Origin of the sequence: Pseudovibrio exalbescens (genome assembly GCF_028737195.1) — a bacterium.
GTDB lineage: Bacteria > Pseudomonadota > Alphaproteobacteria > Rhizobiales > Stappiaceae > Pseudovibrio > Pseudovibrio zosterae.
Genome location: NZ_JAQZAJ010000001.1, coordinates 975,869 through 999,077, shown reverse-complemented (window position 1 = coordinate 999,077; position 23,209 = coordinate 975,869). Strand labels below are relative to the sequence as shown.

Here is a 23,209-nt window from a genome sequence, read left to right as displayed (position 1 = left end):
CGGCGGCCCACCATTGCGCCGCTGCCCTAAAGGCGGTTTGAACCAGCCCCTTCAGTTTTTCCAAAAGCCACTTGATCACACGTGCCCAAAACGACTAAGTGCTTGTCCTTAAATATGCCTTTGCAGACCGCTGCGAAATCGCTAGCTTCAAAGGCGCAACAAGACTTGGCAGGGGGAGGGCAAATGAAGCCGACCAATCCGGTATTTACAGGCGTCAAGACGACCATCTTCGAGCGGATGTCCCGCCTTGCCTTGGAGCATGCGGCCATCAATCTTGGCCAGGGGTTCCCGGATGTGGATGGCCCGCAGGACATTCGCCAAAGCGCGGCCGACGCCCTCATGGCTGGGCCCAACCAGTATCCACCCATGCTGGGTGTGCCGGAGTTGCGTCAGGCCGTTGCTGCGGCCAACAAGCGGTTTTATGGGCTTGAGGTCGACTGGCAGCGCGAGGTCATGGTCACCTCTGGGGCAACTGAAGCGCTGGCGGACGCCATTTTCGCGCTCATTGAACCGGGCGATGAAGTCATTCTCATCGAGCCGCTTTATGATTGTTATTTGCCTTTGGTGCAGCGGGCCGGAGGCGTGCCTGTTCGGGTGCGGGTCACTCCGCCAGACTGGAAGCTGAATGTGAAGGCACTGGAGGCCGCCTTTACCGAAAACACCAAAGCGGTCCTCATCAACAATCCCATGAACCCTTGTGCCAAGGTGTTTACTGAAGCCGAGCTTGGCGACATCGCCCGTCTCTGTCGTACAAACGACTGCTACGCCATTTGTGATGAGGTCTACGAGCATCTGACCTTTGAGGGGCACCGGCATCTGCCCCTGATGATGTTCGATGGCATGCGCGAGCGCTGCGTGCGCATCGGGTCAGCGGGCAAGACCTTCTCGCTCACAGGCTGGAAGGTCGGTTACATCACTGCAAGCCCTAACTTGCTGGAGCCCATTGCCAAGGCGCATCAGTTTGTCACCTTCACCACGCCGCCCAACCTTCAAAAGGCCGTTGCGCTGGGTCTTGCCAAGGAAGACAGCTACTATCACGGCCTTGCAGGTGATCTGCGCGTCAAGCGAGATTTCCTTTCCAATGAGCTGGCGCAACTGGGCTTTGCCGTTCTGCCGTGCGACGGCACCTATTTCGTCACCGTGGATGTCACACCTCTTGGCCTGAATGGGACCGATGAAGAAATCTGTCTGCGCATGGTGGAAGAGGCGGGCGTTGCTGCTGTTCCTTTATCTGCATTTTATGTGTCTGACGCCCCCACCAACTGCATCCGCTTTTGTTTTTGCAAAAAGGACAGTGTATTGAAGGAGGCAACAGACCGTCTGGCAGCGTGGCTTAAGGGCTTGGGGCTCAGCGGTTGAATTCCTGTTTCGGGCGAAGGGTCTGCACCTTGCGCCAAAGCACCAACACTGAATGTGAGAAGGTCTATGGACAATCCTGTATTGGTCGAGGTTACACGCGGCGGGCTGGTTGAGAGCCGCCATCGCGGGTCGCTTGCTGTGGTGGATGCGAGCGGCAAGCTGGTGTTTGGTGTGGGAGATGTCGCACAGGCCGTCTTCCCGCGTTCCGCCATCAAGGCGCTTCAAGCTCTGCCGCTGGTCGAATCCGGCGCTGCCGAAGCGCTGGACTATGATGATGCGGAACTGGCGCTGGCCTGCGCTTCTCACAACGGGGAGCATGTTCACGCCAACACGGCCCGCGTCATGCTGATGAAGGCTGGTCTGACAGAAGACGCGCTGCTGTGCGGGCCTCAGTGGCCAAAGCACATGGAAGATGCAGCCCGCCTCATTCTTGAGGACGAAGAGCCATGCGCCCTTCATAACAACTGTTCGGGCAAGCACGCAGGCTTCCTGGCGTTGGCGCGCACGCTCATGCTCTCCACCGAAAACTACATCGACTATGATCATCCGGTGCAGCAGGAAATTCGCGCCGTTCTGGAGAACCTGACCGGTCAGATCATCGGGGCTGATGTTTGTGGCACCGATGGCTGCTCCATTCCAACCTATGCCCTTAATCTGGACAAAACGGCCATGGCCTTTGCCAAGTTCGCAACGGGTGAGGGCATGGATCCTGTGCGCGCAAAGGCCGCCGAAACGCTTTATGAGGCCTGCGTCAACGAACCTTACATGGTTGCTGGCAAGAACCGCTTCTGTACCGATGTGATGGACGCCTTCCAGGGGCGCGTTTTCGTCAAGACCGGTGCGGAAGGTGTTTTCTGTGCCGCTCTGCCAGAGCTGGGTTACGGCGTCTCCCTGAAATGCGACGATGGTGCCACACGCGGTGCGGAAGTTATCATGGCTTCTGTCATCGAAAGCCTGCTGGACACCAGCAAGGCCGAAGAAAAGGCACTTGAGCCTTATCTGCGCCAGCCACTGAAGAACCGCCGCGACATCCACGTCGGCGATGTCCGCCCGGTGGAAGACTTCAAGGCCGTGCTGCGCGGCGGTTAGGCGCGCTGCCCTACAATCAGCTGATTGTCCCGGATCAGGAGGCGCGGCCATTCTTCCGCGCCTTCATGGGCCAGGTCTCCGCTCACCGGTTTGGTCCACTCATGGGCCACAATGCCGCCCTCGGTAACCCCATCAAAGACGTTTTGCGTCAACACCGCGCCGCCCGCGCCCGGTGCCACACTCACGGCGATGCCCATGGGCGTTTCGCGGATGATGTTCTGCGAGGCAATAACATTGCGCATGTAGGGCCCCCAGCCCACCACGATGCCGATTGTCTCTGCATTTTCAATCACGTTACCGGTCACGGTGGTGTCTGCTTCAGCTTGAATGCCAATGCCGAAATCCAGCCCTTCCGGTTCGTAGGGTGCCTTGTTCACCAGATTTCGGATGATGTTGCCCGTGCATACACAGGTGCGCCCGCCGTGATCGAGATTGGTGATGGAAATGCCCAGTGCCGCTCCATCAATGATGTTGTTTGTGATGATCGCCCCATCAAACGCAAACTCGGAGAATACAGCCACTTCGCCCGAGCGCAGGCAGGTGTTGCCGCGTATGTGCAAGTTGGAAGCCGAGTTCCCGCGTATGGCGCTGAAGGCGCAATCACTCACGCTGTTGTCAGCCACGATCACGTTGTCCGCCCGGAAGATGTTGATGCCATTGCCGTTTTGCCCGGTGCCGCCGTCACGGGCTGCAATCCGGTCGATCCGGTTTCCGCGCACATGCGTGCCGTCCGGTCCCTTGGTCCAGCGGTGCACCAGAATACCGCCATTGCCGCAGTCATGGATCACGTTGTCCAGAATGGACAGGCCGTTGGCTTCCATGGACCAGATACCCGCATGGGCAGCTCCGGAAATGGAGCATCCGGAAATCTCGCCGTTGCTGCTGATGGCGGAAATCGCCGAGCGTGAGCTGCCCAACAGCGTCAGGCCGCGCAGTCTCAGCTCATCCACCCGTGTCAGGTCAACAAGGCCGCGATACTGTTCTGAAATGGGACGTTTGCCCCCATCCAGCACAAGGTCCTCAAGGGAAACACGGGTGGCACCATGGGCGGCAAGCAACGTGCCCGTTCCTTGATAGACCAGCTGGGTTTGCCCTGGCACGCCGCAAATCGCCGTGTTGCTGGGCAGGTTCAGTTGGCGCACAACATAGCGGCCCGCAGGCAAAAACAGCACCTTGCCGTCCTTTGCCGCCTTGTTGATGGCACTTTGCAAGGCATCGCTCTGATCGCTTGAAGGGTGCGGCTTTACACCGTGTGTCGAGGCATTCAGCGTTCCGCGCAGGTCCGCCACTTGGAAACTGCCGGAGGGCAGGGCCAGGGCAGTTGACGCCGCAAGGCCCACCGCGCCAGTCGCGCCTAGCCGCAGAAATCCGCGTCTGGAAACGCCTTTTACCGCAGTGGTCTTGTTCAAGAATGACATGTGCAACGCCCCAAAGTTCAATTGGGTTGCTACAAACAAAACTCGTGCCGGAATTTTTGTGCCAAATCAGGTCACACGCGGCTGTGTTCGACAATCTGCCAAGCGCGCATTCCTTTTTTGAGGTGGACAGCACCGCTGGCATCCGGTACTCACCTTACGAACAAAAGAGGAACTTCCCCAATGGCTGCCGTCTCTCCCATCCTGCTGGCTCTGTTCAGCTGGTCCATTCTGCTGGTCGTCTCCCGCGCCATTCTTGTCGAAACCGGTCTTGATCCATGGCTTTTCACATTCCTGCAAATGATGGCGGGCGGTCTCATTCTCATGGTTCTTGGTGGGTGGCGGCAGATCGGGCTGTCAGCGCTGAAAGACCCTTTCACCTGGGGCTTTGGCGTCCTGCGTGTTTTGACAGCCGCTTTTTTTACGGCAGCTCTCGTTCACACCACGGCCGCAAATGCCAGCTTTGTCGGCATCATCGTGGTGCCTCTTTCCATGGCTGTGTTGTTTGCCTGCGGGTTCCGGCAGCCGACCCTGCGCGAGTTGCCGGGTCAGCTCATTGTTCTTGCCGGTCTTTGGGTCGTGGTCACCGGGCTGGAAGGCGGGTTTTCCAATCCTGCGCTGGTTTACATGGTGCTTTCCGAGATTTGTGTGGTCCTTGCAACCCTGATCTCCGAACTTCACCCCATGAACCAGACAGAAGACATGCGTCAGCGCGCCGGACTGACCGGCGTCATGCTGTTTGCTGCGTCCATCTGCATGCTTGGCGGAGCCATTGCTCTGTCGCTCCTTGGGTCCGCGCTGCCAACTCTTTCAGAGGCGCTGCCCGCTGCACCAGAGTGGATCGGTACGCCGTCCTTGCTGCTGGATCCAACGCTCTGGATCGCCGCCATTCTGGTCGGTGCGCTGTTGCGCGGAACCTCCCAGTTCCTTTCCTTGCGCGCAGTCTATCGTGTAGGCACCGAAAACTATCTGGCGGGCATTGCGGCCCTGCCGTTCATGTCCCTTGGCCTTGAGTTCCTGTTCTACCAGTTGGGGCTCATCGATATCTTTGTGTTTTCGGGGCAAACCGTTCTGGGCGGCGTTATCATGACCGCAGGTTCCTTGGCCGTTCTGTTTTCCCGTCGGCACACCTCCACCCGCATCGCCCGCCAAACCTCACCACAATCCCCTGGCGGCACCCACCAACCGCCACAATAGTCACTCCATAGCGCTTGTGCCTGCACCACCTCTGCCATCCCACATCCTCCACCCCACACTCTGCCGTCATCCCGGCCTCCGAGCCGGGATCCAGCCGAGGCCCAGCTAGGCCAACGGGTACAACACTGTCTTTCCGCAGCGCTCAGCCTCCACTCTACACCCCGCCGTCATCCCGGCCTCCGAGCCGGGATCCAGCTGAATGTCAGCCACACGCCCAGCGTTCTGGCCAACTAAACTCGCAGCACTGCAGGATGGTTTCTAGCGTGCGGGCTCGCTCTCCTTTCGCTGGATCCCGGATCGGCGTTTCGCTTTTCGCTCAACTGGTCCGGGATGACGTCGTAAGCGCGAGGTGAGTGCATCGGTCACCCCCCACACGCTGCCGTCATCCCACTGCCTACACCCCACACTCTGCCGTCATCCCACAGCGCCACCCCACAGCCTACGCCTCACACCCCACCGTCATCCCGGCCTCCGAGCCGGGATCCAGCTGAATGTCAGCCACGAGCTCGGGTGCTGTTGGCACTGGCTACAGCATCTTCGCTCAACTGGTCCGGGATGACGCTGTAAGCGCGAGGTGAGGGCATCGGTCAACGCACAGCCTGCATCCCACCCTCTGCGGTCATCCCTCAGCCTACGCCTCACACCCCGCCGTCATCCCGGCCTCCGAGCCGGGATCCAGCTGAATGTCAGCCAAGATCTCGGGTGCCGTTGGCACTGGCTACAGCATCTTGATTCAACGGGGTCGGGATGTCTTCGGCACGGCAGAGGGTGTTACCGGCGCTTGTCTTGCGTCAGAGCTTGATCCCGAACGCCTCGGCCAGTTGCCGGGCTGCAAGGGTCGCAGGCATCCGGCCATCGCGCACCGCCGTTTCCACGTCCGGCAGCAAGGCCTTCACATCCCCATTGGTGCGCAGGGCTTCCATCAGCCGCTCCTGCAAAAGGCTCCACATCCACGCCACTTGCTGGGTGGCGCGTTTTTGCTGAAACTCTCCAGTTGCCGTCATCCGGTCGCGGTAAGTCAGGATCTGCGCCCACATCTCATCAAGGCGTTCGTTGGCAAGGCCGGAAATGGTCATCACGGGCGGTGACCAAGTCTTGGAGCGCGGAGCCAGAATGTTCAGCGCCGCCCGGTATTCCGAGGCCGCCGCGCGAGCCCGCACCGCGCCGTCGCCATCGGCCTTGTTCACGGCGATCATATCGGCAATTTCCAGAACACCTTTCTTGATGCCCTGCAGCTCGTCCCCCGCACCGGGCAGCATCAACACAAGAAAGAAGTCCACCATCTGTGCCACGGTGGTTTCCGACTGGCCGATGCCTACGGTCTCCACAAGGATCACATCAAACCCGGCAGCTTCGCACAGAAGCATGGACTCACGCGTCTTGGCCGCAACGCCGCCCAGCGTGCCAGCAGAAGGAGAGGGCCGGATATAGGCGTTTTGGTCCACCGCAAGCCGGGCCATGCGGGTCTTGTCGCCAAGGATCGAGCCACCTGTCCGGGTGGAGGTCGGGTCTACCGCCAGCACCGCCACCTTGTGGCCCGCCGCCGTCAGATTGGAGGCAAAGCTGTCGATCGTGGTGGACTTTCCAACGCCCGGAACCCCAGTAATGCCAAGGCGAAAAGCCCCGCCGGTGCGGTCCATCACCTTGGATAGCAGCGTTTCGGCCTGCCGGCGATGAGCGGGGTTCTTTGATTCCACCAGAGTAATGGCCCGCGCAAGAGCCGCTCGCTGTCCGCCAATCAGCTTTTCGGCCAGCTGCTCCACATTATCGCGCGGTGTCTTTCCGGTGTCAGTCATGGTGTCAGGGCGCTTTTTCCTCTGGAATCGCAGATCCCTAACCTTCAGGAACGGGAGGAAAAACGCAACCCGTCCCTGGATGCACAAAAGTCTAGGCCCGCGTTTTAGCGGTAGCGCACCGCGGTCCCTGTGGCCGTCACCATCAGCATGGAGCCGTTGCTGCCCACGGTTTCGTAGTCAATGTCGATGCCGATCACCGCATTGGCACCCATCTGGCGCGCTTCCTCGCACATCTCGTTGATGGCGATCTTGCGGGCTTTCAAAAGCTCTTCCTCGTAGGCACCGGAACGGCCACCCACGATATCGCGAATGCCTGCGAACAAATCCTTGAACACGTTGGCACCCAAGATGGCTTCTCCATGAACCATTCCATAGTACTGATCAATTTCGTGATTCTGCAGCGTATTGGTGGTTGTGGTCAGCATGCGGTTTCTCCCTGTTCTAATGCTTCGCCAAGTATAGGAGAGGTGCGACCGCTTTTTAACGGCGATCGCAGTTGCGCACGGATTTCTTCTGCAACCTGGATTTCTTCTGGAAAAAGTACCGCTAGGTTTTGTTGGTGGAATATTTCACTTGCGTCATACACACTTACGCGTAAAACAACCGGCGAAATAGACGCCAACGCACGCGCCTCTGGCCTTGGGGTGGTTCTTTCCACCCAACGTGTTTACGTAGCGACGGTAACGTCTCCCTTGGAAGTGAGCGGTCATATATGGCCGGGTCTATTGGAGATGCACTTGAACGCATACGTTTCCGAACATATCGGGCGTGACGCTATTGCTGCGCCCGCACGCCTTGAATCCTACATTCGTTCCAACAGCTTTGACCGACCAACCCTGGTGGTGGATTCGGTTGCAATTGCACATCAGTTTCGCGCGTTGAAGCGGGGCTTGGGCGACGTTGCAATCCACTATGCGGTCAAGGCCAACCCGGAACCTGCCGTTCTGCGGGTTCTTCTGCAGGAAGGGGCAAACTTTGATGCCGCTTCCAGAAGCGAAATCGCGCTCTGCCTGTCATTAGGGGCAACGCCAGACCGAATTTCCTTCGGCAACACAATCAAACGCGCTTCGGACATTGCCTGGGCCTATGAGCACGGCATTCGCCTGTTCGCTGCTGATGCAGAAGAAGAGCTGCACAAGCTTGGTAAAAACGCGCCCGGTGCCAATGTCTTCATCCGCATCGTGGTCGACGCAACCGGCGCAGACTGGCCGCTTTCGCGCAAGTTTGGTTGTGCGCCAGACAAGGCGATCAGCCTGTTCGAACTGGCCAGGCAGCTTGGGCTCAACCCCGTCGGTCTTTCTTTCCACGTCGGTTCGCAGACCCGCGAACCCGCCATGTGGGTGGATACCCTCGATCAGGTGCAACAAGTGTGGCAAGCCGTGCACCAAGCAGGCTTTCAGTTGTCACTCCTAAACATCGGCGGCGGATTTCCCGCGTCCTATGACAAGGATGTGCCGCACCCCTCGGTTTATTCGGCCATGGTCATGGAGCTGGTGCACGCTCGCTTTCCTGGTGTGCCTCATATCATTGCGGAGCCGGGCCGGGGGCTTGTTGCCGAAGCGGGCATGATCGCCTGTGAGGTGCTCTTGGTCTCCAAAAAGTCTGAGAAGGATCCGCACCGCTGGGTCTATCTCGACATTGGCAAGTTCTCCGGGCTTGCTGAAACCATGGACGAGAGCATTCGCTATCGGTTTGTCACCGATAAGGACGAGGCCGATCATGGGCCCTGCGTTGTTGCCGGGCCGTCTTGCGACAGCGCAGACGTGCTTTACGAAAAGCAGCATGTGGCTCTGCCGGAGAGCCTGTGTGCGGGCGATAGGGTGATGATCCGCTCCTGCGGGGCTTACACCTCCACCTACGCCTCTGTGGGTTTCAACGGCTTCCCGCCGCTGGATGTCGTGGTTATCTGATCAAGGCTTTGCCACTTGGAATGCGGAAGCCGCCCTCGGGCGGCTTCTCTCTTTTATGCATTGCCCCACTAGTGTCATACCGGACAAGGGGAGCGGGAGCGAGCCGCTGATCCGGTATCCAGCACAATGAGCGTGAGCAATTGCGAACGCAGAACATAAAGTTCCGAGCACTGACCGAAGAGCCCGACTGGATCCCGCATCAAGTGCGGGATGACGGCGAGGGGGAAGGTGATGCGGCGTCTCTCTTTTGTCCACTGTCCCACTCCTGCGTCATACCGGACAAGGGGAGCGGGAGCGAGCCGCTGATCCGGTATCCAGCACAACGAGCGTGAGCAATTGCGAACACAGAACCTAAAGTTCTGAGCACTGACCGAAGAACCCGGCTGGATCCCGCATCAAGTGCGGGATGACGGCGAGGGGGAAGGCGATGCCGGGGTGACGGCGGCGGAGTGGTGCGGGATGACGGTAGTGGTATAAGGTAATGCTGAAAGACACATCGGCCAACGCCAAACAGAAGCGTAGCACCAGCACTGCGCGTCATCCTCAGCGTCCGCAATGGGCCTGCAGCACCTCTGTCCCACTCCTGCGTCATACCGGACAAGGGGAGCGGGAGCGAGCCGCTGATCCGGTATCCAGAGCCAGGTGCCATGGCCGGGTCGGAGGGCGTTGGCACGCCCTTAGATATTCTAACAAAAATCCAGCAAATCGAACATCTTTCCTCCTTCGCAGACCGAAAACAGCCCATAGGCTAGAGCCATCTCGTCGATGAGATTTGCTGCACTCATTTTGGAGGAAATGAATGGAAGAGCTGAGCAACAGCGCTGCGCGCCATCTGGATGCTTTGGGAGCAACCCTGCCAGTTTCGGGCAAAATGCGGGAGGATCTGGACCAGAAAGGCTTCACCATCATCGAAAACGTGGTGGATGCTGATTGGCTGGAAGACATGCGCCGCACCTTCGACAGCCTGGTGGCCCGAGAAGGGGAAAACCTTGCCATAGAGCATCATCAGGAAGATGGGGCCACGCGCATCGCCAATCTGGTCAACAAGGGCACGGTCTGGGAGAAGGTTTGGGCCCACCCGCTTGTTCTTGCTGCGTGCCATCACATCTTTGCCGGCGAGTTCAAGATCTCCAGCCTCAACGCCCGTGAGGCTCTGCTCGGCGGTGGCCACCAGCCGCTCCATGCTGACTGGAAGAAACCGCGCCCGGACTTCCCAAAGGTGCATCTGGTGAACTCAATCTGGGCAATCGATGATTTGTCCAGTGAGAACGGCGCACCGCGCATTCTGCCGGGCACGCATCTGCGTCCCGAATTGCCCGAGGATGTGCTGGCAGATGTGGAGGCCCCTCATCCAGATGAGGTGGTTTTCGAATGTCCGGCTGGCAGTGTGATGATTTTCAACGCCCACACCTGGCATGGCGGCACCACGAACAAGACCGGCGCCCGCCGCCGCGTTCTTCATGGGCTCTATATCGACCGCCAGGACACCGCACAGCAAGAGCAGCAGAAATGGATCACGGCGCATACGCTAAGCCGCCTTACCCCCGCGCAAAAGTGGCTCCTTGATGTTGGCTGATTGAAGACCTGGCCGTTGAAACGCCGCTCGAACAGGCTGGGCCAGCGCGGTGGGGTGCTGCCGCGCTTGTCTTGCCTTTTAGGGCTTGTTGTTTGGCCGTTTCAGGTGCGCAGGCATTGGACCTGTTTTCAAGCGCACTTCCTTTGGCACACCCATGTGGTCGAGAAAGGCCTTCAAGCCTGTGAGCCCAACCAGTTCGCGCTGGATCACAACATGCCATAGCGCTTCACCGGCTTCGTGAACAAGGCGCTGCCGGTCTTCTTCCGGAAGTTCCTCAATCTCCAGCCGGGTGAGCCTGTCCACTGCCGCTTCCAGCTTTTTGTTGAGCCGCGACAGGGTGCCAACCTTCTCTTCCATCACCTCTTGGTGCAGCGCCTCGGAGATGGGGTCGCTCTCGGCTTTGTTTCGAAAGGCTTGAGGGGGACGCACGAACATGGGGAGACTGCTCCGGCTGGCATCAACTTGCCCCCAATATGGCGCGGTTGCAGCCAACAGAAAAGAGCAAGGAGCGCCCAGCCCGTTTCTCAAGGCGAGGGCGCTCCCCAGGTTCTTTAGGGAATTCGCTGATTACTTCGCAGGTTCCAGTGGAAGGTAGATGTCGGTAATCAGTTCATTGGCCGGTGTGTCCTGCGGTGAGTTGAGATAGACCTCAAAGCTTGGGCTGTTACGCACTTCCCGGCCAGACTTTGGCAACCATTCACCGAAAAGATAGGTGTAAGGGGTGTCGAGGCCAGCATAAGGGCCCACGTAGCGCAGCACCGCATGGGGTCCGGCTGGCAGGTCTACAGGCTCCAGACCTTCCGATACATCCACATCAGCAGAAACGACCATCCCGGCGTGGGAACGCAGCTCAGCTTCTGCAACCGAACTTGGGTCATCGTAGTAAACACCCACCGCTTCCCCGGATTTTGGCCACAGGTTGCGGCTGGTGAAGATGGCAGAAAGCTTTTCGAAAGCCTCGCCCACCTTTTGATAGCTTCCCTTGTGCGGCACGGCAGCGATATGGCGGGCTGGTTCGTCTTTGATCGTGATTTCATACATGGCGAATACTCCGTTCTTGGTGAGGCCAAGCGTTGGCAGCTCCGCGCCATCCTTTCGGAATGCGCCAGGTGTTACGCTCATTCCTGCTTTGAATGTCCGGTTGAAGCTTTGCACACTGGGGTAGCCGCAGTGGCCAGCGATGTCCTCAATGGTCTTGTCAGACCGCAGTAAATACCCCGCCGCCCGGTGCAGCCTGATCCGCCGGATTGCGTTGGCAAGGGTTTCGCCAGTCATGGAGTGGTAAACACGGTGCCAATGAAACCGCGACATGCAGGCCACATCAGCCAGCCGGTCCAGAGACAGGTCTCCGTTCAGATTGGCATGAATGTACTGCACCACACGCAGCATCCGCGCTTCATATCCAGCCCGTGTTTCATCTCGGCTTTGGCTCATCTTTTCGGCGTGCAACGTTTTTCACTCTCTAGGTTTCGCCCTTGCACCTTTGTTTAAAGCACAGGTCAGACGAACAAATCTTGCGGACCTTGCCCTGATACACGGTTGCAGGTGGGGGTAAGAGTTATGCCCCCAAAAGCACACCCTGCCTTGCAGCGTAAAAATCAGCAACCCGATCCGCCACCTGTCTCACGTGCGTTTCAAAACGTCCATCCCCATGCATTACGAGCCATTGGTGTTCTCGCAGCTCTTCAATCTCATCGCCGGTTCGCTGCAGCTGCTCTTGCGCGTCCCCAATGAAGCAAGGCAGCACGGCTTTGCCAACTCCTTGCAACGCGAAGTCCAGCATCAGACGGGGTGCTGTCACATAGGCCGCGATAGCTTCGCTATGATTGGCCATCACATGGCGGGAGGAGCGGGTCGATGCATAGTCAGGATGCAAACACAACCACCCCATGCTATCAGCGTCTGTCACATTTTTGGCAGCGTAAGGGGCAAAGCCAATCTGTCCAAGGCGCTTGGCAGCAAGGTTGCCCTCCTCAGGCCGGGCACCGCGAATGCCGATATCCACCTGGCGGTGTTCGATGCCAAGCCGAGCCTCCGTTGGCACGAACACCAGATCAAACGGGTCATCGCTCCTGCATAGTGTTCTGAACCCGTTGGCCAAGAACAGCGAGGTCCATGTGCCTGCGGAAAGTTTCACTTGAGGTTTCCGTGTTCCTTGGCGCAACCAGCTCTCCAACTCGGCCATTTCAGTGGCCAGAGGTCTCAAGCGAGCGAGCAGCTCTTGCCCTTCAAGAGAAAGGCTCAAGCCTGACTTGCCTCGGTGGAACAGGCGTTGGTTCAGATCCTTTTCAAGTTTCAAAAGGCTCCGCCCAAACGTTGCAGAGCTGACACCTAGCTGTCGGGCGGCTTCGGCCTGCGTGCCGAATTCGCTGAGCGCCAGAAACGCGCGTATCTCCGAATAAATGCCGGGTTTCATTTCTGAAAGCGCCTTTCAAAGGTAGCTACTGTGAGGACATGAGTAAGATCAATAACTTGAGGGCGTTAGAAAACCTGAGGAAGTTCCATGTTAATTGTGCCTCTGCCCCCAGTAAACCGTGAAATAGGTCAGAAAACTCCAGAAAAACGGGATGAAGAGTTCTACCAGAATGCCGAGTTTCTTGAGGTGCCGCCGTCCGTCCGGCGCTTGCCGAGGGCGCTCGCTGCGCTGGCTTTCTCTGTGCGCCAGATGTTGCTCATTAGAAAAGCGTTGCTTGTAATCCGGCTTTGGTCGACACGTTAGGTGCAGGCAGGGCAGAACCGGGCGCCCTGCAAAAAAAAGGCTGGAGGAGCCTCCAGCCTTTCCTCAGTCTGTCAGGTCGGCATCAGAGCGTGATGCGGTATTTCGCGAAGCCGTCCGCCCCATCTCCTGCGGCCTCAATGGCCACACCTTTCACATCCGCCATGAATTTCTGGCCTGCCGGACCAGTTTCAAACAGCACGGTTGTGTTCGGGGCTGGCTTGAAGGTCCAGTTGGCATCGGCAGACGGGTTGATGGTGCCCTGTTCCACGATATAGCGCACGATGACATCGCGGTTGGTGTCCGGGCCAACAAACACCACAACCTCATCGGTAATACCCGGGAAGTTGCCGCCGCCACCGGCGCGGTAGTTGTTGGTGGCCACAATGAAGTCCTGCTCCATGTCCAGTGGCTTACCGTCAAATTGCAGGTCAACGATGCGGCTGGCGTCCGGGTTTATCAGCTCTCCCTTCGGGCCATACTTGGAAGGCTGGGTCAGGTCGATCTGATAGGTCACCCCATCAATCACATCGAAGTTGTAGCTCGGGAAGGTCGGATCAATCAGCGGCTGATCTGCCTTGCCCGGTTCAATCTGCTGGAAGATGCCGGCTGAGCGCTCCAGCCATTCCTTCACGTCCTTGCCCTTGATCTTCACCGCACGCACGGTGTTTGGATAAAGGTAGAGGTCCGCCACGTTCTTGATGGCGATGTCGCCTGCAGGCACATCCGTGTAGTACTCAGCGCCGCCGCGGCCACCGGCCTTGAACGGTGCCGCCGCCGATAGCACAGGCAGACCAGCAAACTCGGAACTCTTCAGCATCTCCTTGATGTACCAGGTCTGCGCCTGAGACACGATCTGCACGGATGGGTCATCTGCGACCAGCGCGAAGTAGGAATGAAGCGGTGCCGAGGTCTTGCCCACCGGGCGGCGGATGTAGGCAAGTGTCGCCTCATGGTCTTCGGCAACTGCTTCAATCAGCCGTGGGTCGCTCTCTTCCAGTGGAATGTTCTTGCGCCCCTCCTTCTTGTAGATCGCTGGCGTTTCAACGGTGTAGTTGGCAATGCGCCAACCGTTGTTGCCATCCCGCTCCACCATCAGGTCGATCACGCCAAGGTTTGAGCCCCAAAAGCCGCCCATGGCGGTTGGCTTGCCCATGACGGTGCCTTTTTCCGCGTCTACGCCCGGAATGCCTTCAAATGCAGGGCCAGGGAACACCAGATGCTGGTGCCCGGTGAACATGGCATCAATGCCATCCACACCTGCCAGATAGAGCGACGCATTTTCCATGCCTTCGCTCTGGCTTTCGCCGCTGATGCCGGAGTGAGACAGCGCAACGATGATGTCGCAGCCTTCTTCCTTCATCTGTGGCACCCATGCTTTGGCGGCATCCACAATGTCACGGGCGCTCACATTGCCCACCAGATGGCGGGCGTCCCAGTTCATGATCTGGGGCGGTACAAAACCAATAAACCCAACCTTGATTGGGTGTTCAGCGCCGCTGCCATCCTTGATCATCTTCTCAACGATCACGTAAGGCTTCAGGAACAGGTCATCGCCGCGTCCGTTGCTGGCCAGAGTGCCCTTGGCAACGTTGGCGCAAACAAACGGGAAGTTGGACCCCGCCAGCACTTTGCTCATGAACTCAAGGCCATAGTTGAACTCGTGGTTGCCAAGCGTACCGGCATCAAAACCAAGAACGTTCATGCCCTTGATGACCGGATGCAGGTCACCTTCACGCATGCCGCGCTCATAGGCAATGAAGTCGCCCATGGGGTTGCCCTGCAAGAAATCACCATTGTCCACCAGCATGGTGTTGGTGGCCTCAGAGCGGATGCGGTTGATGATGGATGCCGTCCGGGCCAAGCCTGCCGTATCAATCGGCCTGTCCGAGTAATAGTCGTAGGGCATCACATGAACGTGGAGGTCGGTCGTCTCCATCAGGCGCAAATGCGCCGTGTTTTCCTTGGCCAGTACAGAATAAGGATGAAGCATGCTGGCCGCGCCGGTGGCCGCAAGGCCTCCCATGAAGCTGCGGCGGGAAAGACGAAATCCGGTCACGTTTGGTACCCCCAAATGATAGGTTCGGGAAAGGAGAGCAAGGCCCCAGTCTGCGCCCGCCAGTCCTCATGGCAGACGGGCAGGATGAAGCCCCATCGTTCTTTTGAAAGACGCGCAAAGCATCCCAGAACAATGTTGCAGCATAATGATACTTCACCGAGAGGTTGTAAAACCCTGCCGCATCACTTTCCTCAAGCTTTTGCATCTTTTGGTTGTGGTAGGGTGAAGTCACCAAGCGTCGTCAAATAACCCTGAAAAATGCCGATTGCTGCCCGGTTTTCGCCTGCAAATCAGGTCACCCATTGCTCCTGCCCACGTTGCGGGCAGTTCATCCCTCCCGGTTGAGTTTCATTTGCGTTGAATGGTTGTGCGCCCCGCAGTCACGCTCTGGTCTGTGATGGGCGCCGGTGCGTCCCATTGGTGGTCTCGCCTGTCGTTTCAAACGTGTTTGCTTCTCGGTGGGAGCCAAATCAACGATCCAGGAAAAGCAGCAAGGCTTTTCCAACCAAGTATGTGAGGGCCATAACGTGATCGCTCGAAAGAAGCCCCTAGGCTTGCTGGCAGGTGTGTGCCTGCTCGTGCTCTCTGGCTTTTCCGCCAGTGCCACAGGTGCCAAGATGGAGCCGTCGGCGGACGACCCGCTGGTCAGGAATTTTGCAGCAGTTGAAGCGGAGCTGGGCAACCGCGTCGGGGCCTTTGTTCTGGACACGGGCTCAGGAGACGTGTGGTCTTACCGCGCCGATGAACGCTTTCCCTTGAACAGCACATTCAAGAGCTTCGCCTGCGCCGGGTTGCTTGCGAAGGTGGATGCCGGTGAGGAAAATCTCCTGCGCACCATCAAGATCGAAAAGGCAGATCTGGTCACCTATTCCCCCATCACCGAAACCTTTGCCGACAAGGAGCCCATGTCCCTTGGCCAGCTCTGCCACGCCATGCTCACGGTCAGCGACAACACGGCCGCCAACATGGTGCTGGAGGCTACAGGGGGCCCAAGAGCGCTCACGGCCTTCCTGCGTTCCATTGGCGATGAGGTCACCCGCCTTGATCGCTATGAAACCCGAATGAATGAGGCAACGCCCGGCGACCCGCGCGACACCACGTCCCCACGGGCGGCCGCGACATCCTTGCAAAAGCTATTGATGGGCGACGTGCTTGAGCCCGCTTCACGGGCGCAGCTGCTTGACTGGATGCTCGCCAATCAGGTCAGCAGCGCCTTGCTTCGAGACAACCTGCCGGAACGCTGGCAAATCGCTGATCGCTCAGGGGCAGGCGGTTACGGGTCTCGGTCCGTTATCGCAATGATCTGGCCTGAAAAACGCGATCCAATCGTTGTCGCGCTCTACATCACCGGCACGGACCTTTCCATGGAACAGCGCAATGATGCCATTGCCAAAATGGGCACGGCGATTTTCAAAAGGGTCCAGCAACAGGCCAACTGAGGCCCATGAGAGCTCAGGCTCAATTGGCACAGTCTCCCCCGAAACGCGTCCGGGGGAGACCTTTCGCCTCGCGTTCACGTTCCTGTGATCGCACAGGTTCCACGTAGCCAGCCTTTTCGCAACACCCTACGTTTTAGTGCAGGTGACGTTAGGAGAGGTTGTCGGCGATGTTCAAACACTTGCGATTGTGTGTGCTCCTTCTGTGCTTTCCCGTGTTTGTGGCCAGCGCCTCCTCAGAGGAGCTGGATTTGGAGCTGGTGCTTCTGGCGGATGCGACCGGCTCCATCGACAACGCGGAAATCCGTTTTCAGCGGCAGGGCTATGCGGAAGCCATCACCGACCCAGCCGTGGTTTCGGCCATCACCGACAACATCTACGGCAAGATTGCCGTGACCTACATCGAGTGGGGCGCCACCGGCTCCCAAGACATCGTGGTGGACTGGATGGTGATCGATGGCGCTGACACTGCAGCAGCGTTTGCTGCTAGCCTCCTCGAACCTCCTCGCCGGGCCTATGGCCGCAATGCTATTGGCGAAGCTCTGCTTTTTGGCATGGCCCGTATTGAAAGCAACAGCTACACGGGGCTGCGCCGGGTCATTGATCTTTCTGCGGACAGCGCAACAAACTTCAGCGGCCCGCCGATCAGCAGTGCGCGCGAAACGGTCGTCAACGCAGGCATCACGATCAATGGCCTTGCCATCTTGTGTCGCCACTGCTCGGGCCGCCCCTCCAATTATGATCTGGAAAAAGCCTTTGCCGAGCGGATCATCGGCGGGCCGGGCTCTTTTGTCGTGACGGCTGACACCATGGAAACCTTCTCAGATGCTGTCCGCCGCAAGCTCATTCTCGAAATCGCAGGCATTGAACCGGAAACCAAAGTCGTCCGGCTGGATTGACATTTCTGGCATCACCAGCACATCGCCCGCCTCACACTGATGGCGCCACCCCGCCGTCGGTCAAACTGTCGCGGGTGTCTCGTCGCGCTTACACCCCCGCCGTCACCGCTTACCGCAACCCCGACGCACTGATAGTGTCATCCCGGCATCTCCCACACCCCCGCCGTCATCCCGCACTTGATGCGGGATCCAGTCGGAAGGACGCCACCAACTCCGGTGCACTTTGTTCTGGATACCGGATCAGCGGCTCGCTCCCGCTCGCCTTGTCCGGCATGACGCAGGAGGGGGGGAGGCCCGTCAGCATCACGCTGCCCGCGACAAGGCTACACGACAACCTCCCAGATGTTTTTGTCTGTATGGAACCAGATCACTTCATGGCTGGCCGCATTGCCTCATACCACTATCACCCGTCGCGCTCACACCCACACCGTCACCGCTTACCGCAACCCCGCCACCGTCACCCCGGCATCTCCCACACCCCCGCCGTCATCCCGCACTTGATGCGGGATCCAGCCGGCAGGTTGCCACCAACTCCGGTGCACTTGGCTCTGGATACCGGATCAGCGGCTCGCTCCCGCTCCCCTTGTCCGGCATGACGCAGGTGGGGGGAGGAAACGCCAACGGGCCTCCCAACCTTCGCGGGAAGAAGCTTGTCATTCGGGGCTCCGCCTACGATTGGGCCTTGCCGAAGTGTCTTCCGAGCGTCGCTCGTTCTCCCAAGTCGCCCAAACCGTCACGGCTGTCCCGTCGCGCTCACACCCACACCGTCACCACTTACCGCGACACCACTACCGTCACCCCGGCATCTCCCACACCCCGGCCGTCATCCCGCACTTGATGCGGGATCCAGCGGAAGGACGCCACCAACTCCGGTGCACTCGGCTCTGGATACCGGATCAGCGGCTCGCTCTCGCTCCCCTTGTCCGGCATGACGCAGGAGGGGGGGGCGACAGCATCACGCTGCCCGCGACAAGGCTACACGCCAACCTCCCAGATGTTTGCTGTCTGTATGGAACCAGTTCTCTTGATGGCTGGCCGCATTGCCTCATAGCACTATCACCCGTCGCGCTCACACCCCCGCCGTCATCGCTTACCGCAACCCCGCCACCGTCACCCCGGCATCGCCCACACACCCGCCGTCATCCCGCACTTGATGCGGGATCCAGCCGGAAGGACGCCACCAACTCCGGTGCACTTGGCTCTGGATACCGGATCAGCGGCTCGCTCCCGCTCGCCTTGTCCGGCATGACGCAGGAGGGGGAGGAAACGCCGACGGGCCTCCCAACCTTCGCGGGAATAGGTGCTGCACTGGCGCCATGCTTCTGTTTTTTCCGAGTAGCGCCCACGCCCCCGCCGTCACCCCTTACCGCAACCCCGCCACCGTCACCCCGGCATCTCCCACACCCCCGCCGTCATCCCGCACTTGATGCGGGATCCAGCCGGAAGGACGCCACCAACTCCAGCTCTGCGGGCACAGCCTCAGCCGCTATTCCGCTGCTTCACTGGGTTCGTAGCCAAGGCGCTTGTTCAGCTCGTGAATGAGCCCTTCTGCCGCTTCAGAAATGACAGTGCCCGGTGGGAATATTGCCGAGGCGCCGAAGTCATAAAGTGCATCATAGTCTTGCGGCGGCACGACACCGCCCACCACAATCATGATGTCCTCACGTCCTTCCTCGGCCAGCGCTTTGCGCAGGGCGGGAACAAGGGTGAGGTGGCCGGCTGCCAAAGACGACACGCCCACAATGTGCACGTCGTTCTCCACGGCCTGACGCGCTGCTTCCTCTGGTGTGGCAAACAGCGGGCCAATGTCCACGTCAAAACCAAGATCGGCAAAGGCGGAGGCAATCACCTTCTGGCCTCGGTCATGCCCGTCCTGACCCATCTTGGCCACCAAAATACGCGGGCGTCGGCCGTCGTTTTCCTCAAAGGCCTCAACCAGTTTCTCCACGCGGGCAACGGCGTCAGACATGGTGCCAACCTCTCGTTTATAGACCCCGGCGATGGACTTGATCTCCGCCCGGTGGCGACCGAAGGCCTTTTCCATCGCCATGGAAATTTCGCCCACGGAGGCCTTGGCGCGGGCTGCTCTCACACACAGGTCCAACAGGTTGCCGGTACCCTCTCGTGCCGCGTTTTCAAGATCGCCGAGGGCGGCCTGCGTGTCGGCCTCAATGCGTTCTGCCCGCAGCCGTTCCAGCTTCTCAATCTGCCGCGCGCGCACCTCCGCATTATCCACCTGCAAGACTTCAAGCGGCTCCTCCCGGTCGGGGCGGAACTTGTTGACGCCAATCACACTTTGATGGCCGCTGTCGATCCGGGCCTGCGTCTTGGCGGCTGCTTCTTCAATCCGCAGTTTTGGGATGCCTTTTTCGATGGCCTTGGCCATGCCGCCCAAGGATTCAATTTCGGCAATGTGTTCCAAGGCCTTGGCTGCCAGATCGTTGGTCAGGCTCTCAACATAGTAAGAGCCGCCCCATGGGTCGATCGTCCGGGTGGTGCCGCTTTCCTGCTGCAAGAACAGCTGCGTATTGCGGGCAATGCGCGCCGAGAAATCGGTTGGCAGGGCAAGGGCTTCATCCAGCGCGTTGGTGTGCAGCGACTGGGTGTGGCCTTGGGTGGCTGCCATGGCCTCCACGCAGGTGCGAATGACGTTGTTGTAAACGTCTTGCGCCGTAAGCGACCAGCCCGAGGTCTGCGAATGGGTGCGCAAGGAAAGGCTCTTGGCATTTTGCGGCTGGAAGTTTTCGTGCATCAGCTTAGCCCATATCAAGCGTGCTGCACGCATCTTGGCCACTTCCATGAAGAAGTTCATGCCAATCGCCCAAAAGAACGACAGGCGCGGTGCAAACCGGTCAATGTCCATGCCCGCTGCCACGCCTGCGCGGGCGTACTCGATGCCATCAGCAATGGTGAAAGCCAGCTCCAGATCCGCCGTCGCGCCAGCCTCCTGCATGTGATAGCCGGAGATGGAGATGGAGTTGAACTTCGGCATGTTCTGCGCGGTGTAGGCGAAGATGTCGGAAATGATCCGCATGGAGGGCGCAGGTGGGTAGATGTAGGTGTTGCGCACCATGAACTCTTTCAGAATGTCATTCTGAATGGTGCCGGACAGCTTTTCCGAGGAAACGCCCTGTTCTTCTGCGGCCACAATGTAAAGCGCCATGACAGGCAAAACCGCCCCGTTCATGGTCATGGAAACGCTCATCTGGTCCAGCGGAATGCGGTCAAACAACGTGCGCATGTCATAAATGGAATCGATGGCCACCCCGGCCATGCCCACATCACCGGCCACCCTTGGGTGGTCACTGTCATAGCCCCGGTGGGTGGCAAGGTCGAACGCCACGGAAAGGCCTTTCTGCCCCGCGGCTAGATTGCGCCGATAGAACGCGTTGGAGGCCTCGGCTGTCGAAAAACCGGCGTACTGGCGAACGGTCCACGGCTGCTGCACATACATGGTCGGGTAGGGGCCGCGCATGAACGGGGCAAGTCCCGGCCATGTCTCAAGGTGTGCCATGCCTTCAAGGTCGGAAGGGGAATAACTCGGCTTCACCGAAATCCCTTCCGGCGTCAACCAGCTTTCGGCCATCCCCTTGGGGGCGGAAGGGCTGGCGTCTTCAAAGGCGATCTTGGAAAAGTCAGGAAACCGGCTCATCACATCGCCTCCTTTGAACTGGCAGCGGGCATGTTCATGGCATCAACGCAGGCCCGCAGTTCCTCCAGTATGTTGCTGCCCGTGTAAATGAAGGCGTCAAGCCCGGCCGCCCGCAACTTGTCTTCAAGGTCTGGCAGTCGGCCAGCGAGCGTGATCCGGCGAGCCCCAAATTTTTTCAGCAATGAGCAGGCATCAGCCGCCTGCTCGGCATAAATCTCGTCAGAGGAACAGAGGCAGGCAATTGTTGCGTCGCTCGACGCAAAATCTTTCGCAATATCCTCGATTTGTTCAAAATCTTTCATAGGCGTGCACTCAAAGCCGCCAGCGGCATAAAGGTTGGCCGCAAACGTCGCCCGCGCCGTATGTTGTGCAACAGTTCCTAAAGTGGCAAGAAACACCTTTGGAAGGTGTCCGTTCTTGGCTTTGAACGCTTCTGCAGCGGCTCTAAGTTCTTCAAAAGGCTCAGCAAGTCGTTTTGGCTCAAGGGGCGGGCAGGTGTCGCCGCCAACGCGCGTACGCGCCGCAATCACATCCGCTAGTGAGGCTTGTCCCCGTAGTGCGGCCACAACGGCCTTGCTCAGCGCGCCATCTACAGTCGGTCCAGGCAACTCAATGTGGTTTGTGCTTTCCGAAAGGTCCTGGCTCGCAACATTCAGCGTTTCAATGGCTGCTTCATGCAGGTTGGGGAAAGAACTTGTCCCCGTCAGAGGGGCCTTGCCTGTTGCAAGTCGCAGCTCCTGCTCACTGCGGCTTTTCTGAATGTCTTCAGCCAGTTGCCCACTTGTGAGCGCGTTGTAGATGCCGCCAAGTCCCTCCAGCTTCTGGAAGTAATCCCAGCTTGCGGCCACCAGCGCATCGGTGCGTTCTTCAATCATGCCGCTGCCAGCACCCGGATCCACTACGCGATAAAGGTTGCTCTCCTCAGCGAGGATAAGTTGTGTGTTGCGTGCAATGCGGCGGGCAAACGAGTTGGGAAGACCGAGGGCCGAAGTGAAGGGGAGAACACAAACACTATCCGCGCCGCCCACACCAGCCGCAAAGGCAGCGACCGTGCCACGCAGCATGTTCACCCAAGGGTCGGATTTCGTCATCATCCGCCATGAGCTTTCCATGTGCAGCTTGAGCGGCAGCTGGTCATAGCCGGAGGCCGCCAGCAGGGCCGCCCACAGCTTTCGCATGGCGCGGGCTTTGATGATCGTTAGAAATTGGTCGGAGTCGGCGCTCAAGGTCACATTGATCAGGGCAGGAAGGCGGTCCGTTGGCACGCCGCCCCGTTCCAGCACGCGGAAATAGTAGAGAGTGCATGAAAGGGCAATCGCGAGCTCTTGTGTGGCATTGGCACCAGCATCATGAAAGGTGCGCCCATCCGCCCGCACCAGGGCACTTTGTACCCCCCGCTCTGTGGCATAACTCACCATGTCGACAAGGCGGCCTTCAGGCACTTCAGGCGGATTGCCTAGCCAGCCACGACGGGCATAAAACCCGATTATGTCGGCAACACCCTCCACTTTAAGCTGGTTGGGATCTACGCCTTGATCGAGACAAGCTTCAATGACAGCCAGTGAGCGCGCGGTCGCCTCATGACCACAACTCAATCTCAGGGTGATAAGATTGCTAAGCACACCGTCAAGAAGGCGCTTGGCATCATCAAGCGTGCGAAGGTCTATCCCCCCGGATCTGGCGCGGCAGCTGGCCGGAAAAACCAGGTCTATCCCACTTGCACCGCCCTCAAGGTCCTCAAGGAGCTGGGCATTTGCCTGCGAAATATCCGGGATATCCACGCGCTGCACGAGCGTCCATGGCAGCGCGTCCTCCCTCAGATGAAGTGGAGCAGCTGTTTGAGATCCCCCGTATATCGGAAGGGTGATAAGTCCATCCCCACCAACACTCCGCAATTTTTCAAGAGCCGCACCCTTCAGGGCCCTGGTTGCCGCATCCTCCCAGTCGGCACGCGTGCTCTTCAGAAACTCTTCTGGAATATCAATATGTTGCGCTGTCATTATTCGTCCTTCCCCCGGTTTTATACGAATGAACGGCTATCGGGCGCAAGCTATGCCTTTGATTGATCCGTATATCACAGCCCTTTCTACTGGAAGCTCTCCCTA

At 58.8% G+C, this 23,209-nt stretch carries 18 protein-coding genes; 8 read left to right on the top strand and 10 right to left on the bottom strand.

Going from position 1 to position 23,209, the window contains the following annotated elements; all coding sequences use genetic code 11:
* Window positions 1-183: 183 nt before the first annotated feature.
* Entirely contained in the window at window positions 184-1,359 is a 1,176-nt protein-coding gene (locus PUV47_RS04690) for an aminotransferase (protein WP_274217310.1), read from the top strand.
* Between the two features lie 66 nt (window positions 1,360-1,425).
* Window positions 1,426-2,448, top strand: coding sequence for an asparaginase (locus PUV47_RS04685; RefSeq protein ID WP_274217309.1), 1,023 nt, complete (start codon window positions 1,426-1,428; stop codon window positions 2,446-2,448).
* Here the strand turns inward: PUV47_RS04685 and PUV47_RS04680 are convergent.
* Window positions 2,445-3,866 carry a TIGR03808 family TAT-translocated repetitive protein gene (locus tag PUV47_RS04680; RefSeq protein WP_274217308.1) on the bottom strand — a complete coding sequence of 474 codons (1,422 nt, stop codon included), beginning with the start codon at window positions 3,864-3,866 and terminating at the stop codon, window positions 2,445-2,447. The two genes, PUV47_RS04685 and PUV47_RS04680, sit on opposite strands and share 4 nt — an antisense overlap.
* A 180-nt stretch (window positions 3,867-4,046) precedes the next feature.
* Here PUV47_RS04680 and PUV47_RS04675 point away from each other — a divergent pair, with 180 nt between their 5' ends.
* On the top strand, window positions 4,047-5,060 hold the full coding sequence (locus PUV47_RS04675; RefSeq protein WP_274217307.1) for an EamA family transporter: 1,014 nt from the start codon (window positions 4,047-4,049) through the stop codon (window positions 5,058-5,060).
* A 541-nt stretch (window positions 5,061-5,601) separates the two neighbouring features.
* Here the strand turns inward: PUV47_RS04675 and PUV47_RS19880 are convergent.
* From PUV47_RS19880 to PUV47_RS04665, 3 genes are all read right to left on the bottom strand, one after another.
* Window positions 5,602-5,670: a 4Fe-4S binding protein gene (locus PUV47_RS19880; RefSeq protein WP_425313734.1), complete on the bottom strand. Its 69-nt coding sequence runs from the start codon at window positions 5,668-5,670 to the stop codon at window positions 5,602-5,604.
* A 181-nt stretch (window positions 5,671-5,851) separates the two neighbouring features.
* The gene (gene meaB, locus PUV47_RS04670) at window positions 5,852-6,856 is read right to left on the bottom strand and encodes a methylmalonyl Co-A mutase-associated GTPase MeaB (RefSeq protein WP_274217306.1); all 1,005 of its coding nucleotides are present in this window, start codon (window positions 6,854-6,856) and stop codon (window positions 5,852-5,854) included.
* Between the two features lie 104 nt (window positions 6,857-6,960).
* Window positions 6,961-7,281: a heavy metal-binding domain-containing protein gene (locus tag PUV47_RS04665; protein ID WP_274217305.1), complete on the bottom strand. Its 321-nt coding sequence runs from the start codon at window positions 7,279-7,281 to the stop codon at window positions 6,961-6,963.
* 312 nt (window positions 7,282-7,593) lie between these two features.
* On the opposite strand from PUV47_RS04665, the gene PUV47_RS04660 reads away from it, so the two are divergent.
* Together PUV47_RS04660 and PUV47_RS04655 are read left to right on the top strand one after the other, a co-directional pair.
* A complete protein-coding gene (locus PUV47_RS04660) occupies window positions 7,594-8,766 on the top strand; it encodes a type III PLP-dependent enzyme (RefSeq protein ID WP_425313730.1) in 1,173 nt (390 codons plus the stop codon).
* A 799-nt stretch (window positions 8,767-9,565) separates the two neighbouring features.
* Window positions 9,566-10,342, top strand: a complete 777-nt coding sequence (locus PUV47_RS04655) for a phytanoyl-CoA dioxygenase family protein (protein ID WP_274217303.1) — start codon at window positions 9,566-9,568, stop codon at window positions 10,340-10,342.
* 78 nt (window positions 10,343-10,420) lie between these two features.
* On the opposite strand, the gene PUV47_RS04650 is transcribed toward PUV47_RS04655, so the two are convergent.
* The 3 genes from PUV47_RS04650 to PUV47_RS04640 form a co-directional block, all read right to left on the bottom strand.
* Entirely contained in the window at window positions 10,421-10,777 is a 357-nt protein-coding gene (locus tag PUV47_RS04650) for a DUF6665 family protein (RefSeq protein WP_274217302.1), read from the bottom strand.
* 132 nt (window positions 10,778-10,909) lie between these two features.
* Entirely contained in the window at window positions 10,910-11,776 is an 867-nt protein-coding gene (locus tag PUV47_RS04645; RefSeq protein WP_274217301.1) for an AraC family transcriptional regulator, read from the bottom strand.
* A 124-nt stretch (window positions 11,777-11,900) separates the two neighbouring features.
* The gene (locus tag PUV47_RS04640; protein ID WP_274217300.1) at window positions 11,901-12,758 is read right to left on the bottom strand and encodes a LysR family transcriptional regulator; all 858 of its coding nucleotides are present in this window, start codon (window positions 12,756-12,758) and stop codon (window positions 11,901-11,903) included.
* A gap of 87 nt (window positions 12,759-12,845) precedes the next feature.
* On the opposite strand from PUV47_RS04640, the gene PUV47_RS04635 reads away from it, so the two are divergent.
* Window positions 12,846-13,061, top strand: coding sequence for a hypothetical protein (locus PUV47_RS04635; protein WP_274217298.1), 216 nt, complete (start codon window positions 12,846-12,848; stop codon window positions 13,059-13,061).
* A gap of 82 nt (window positions 13,062-13,143) precedes the next feature.
* Here PUV47_RS04635 and PUV47_RS04630 read toward each other — a convergent pair whose 3' ends face one another.
* Window positions 13,144-15,084 carry a bifunctional 2',3'-cyclic-nucleotide 2'-phosphodiesterase/3'-nucleotidase gene (locus PUV47_RS04630; protein ID WP_274217429.1) on the bottom strand — a complete coding sequence of 647 codons (1,941 nt, stop codon included), beginning with the start codon at window positions 15,082-15,084 and terminating at the stop codon, window positions 13,144-13,146.
* A gap of 560 nt (window positions 15,085-15,644) precedes the next feature.
* Between PUV47_RS04630 and bla the strand changes: the two genes are divergently transcribed.
* Together bla and PUV47_RS04620 are read left to right on the top strand one after the other, a co-directional pair.
* The gene (gene bla / locus PUV47_RS04625; RefSeq protein ID WP_274217297.1) at window positions 15,645-16,556 is read left to right on the top strand and encodes a class A beta-lactamase; all 912 of its coding nucleotides are present in this window, start codon (window positions 15,645-15,647) and stop codon (window positions 16,554-16,556) included.
* 167 nt (window positions 16,557-16,723) lie between these two features.
* The gene (locus tag PUV47_RS04620) at window positions 16,724-17,452 is read left to right on the top strand and encodes a DUF1194 domain-containing protein (RefSeq protein WP_274217296.1); all 729 of its coding nucleotides are present in this window, start codon (window positions 16,724-16,726) and stop codon (window positions 17,450-17,452) included.
* A gap of 1,486 nt (window positions 17,453-18,938) precedes the next feature.
* Here PUV47_RS04620 and scpA read toward each other — a convergent pair.
* Together scpA and PUV47_RS04610 are read right to left on the bottom strand one after the other, a co-directional pair.
* Window positions 18,939-21,104, bottom strand: coding sequence for a methylmalonyl-CoA mutase (gene scpA, locus PUV47_RS04615; protein WP_274217295.1), 2,166 nt, complete (start codon window positions 21,102-21,104; stop codon window positions 18,939-18,941).
* The gene (locus tag PUV47_RS04610; protein ID WP_274217294.1) at window positions 21,104-23,104 is read right to left on the bottom strand and encodes a methylmalonyl-CoA mutase family protein; all 2,001 of its coding nucleotides are present in this window, start codon (window positions 23,102-23,104) and stop codon (window positions 21,104-21,106) included. The genes scpA and PUV47_RS04610 overlap by 1 nt, the downstream gene beginning before the upstream one ends.
* Window positions 23,105-23,209: the final 105 nt, after the last annotated feature.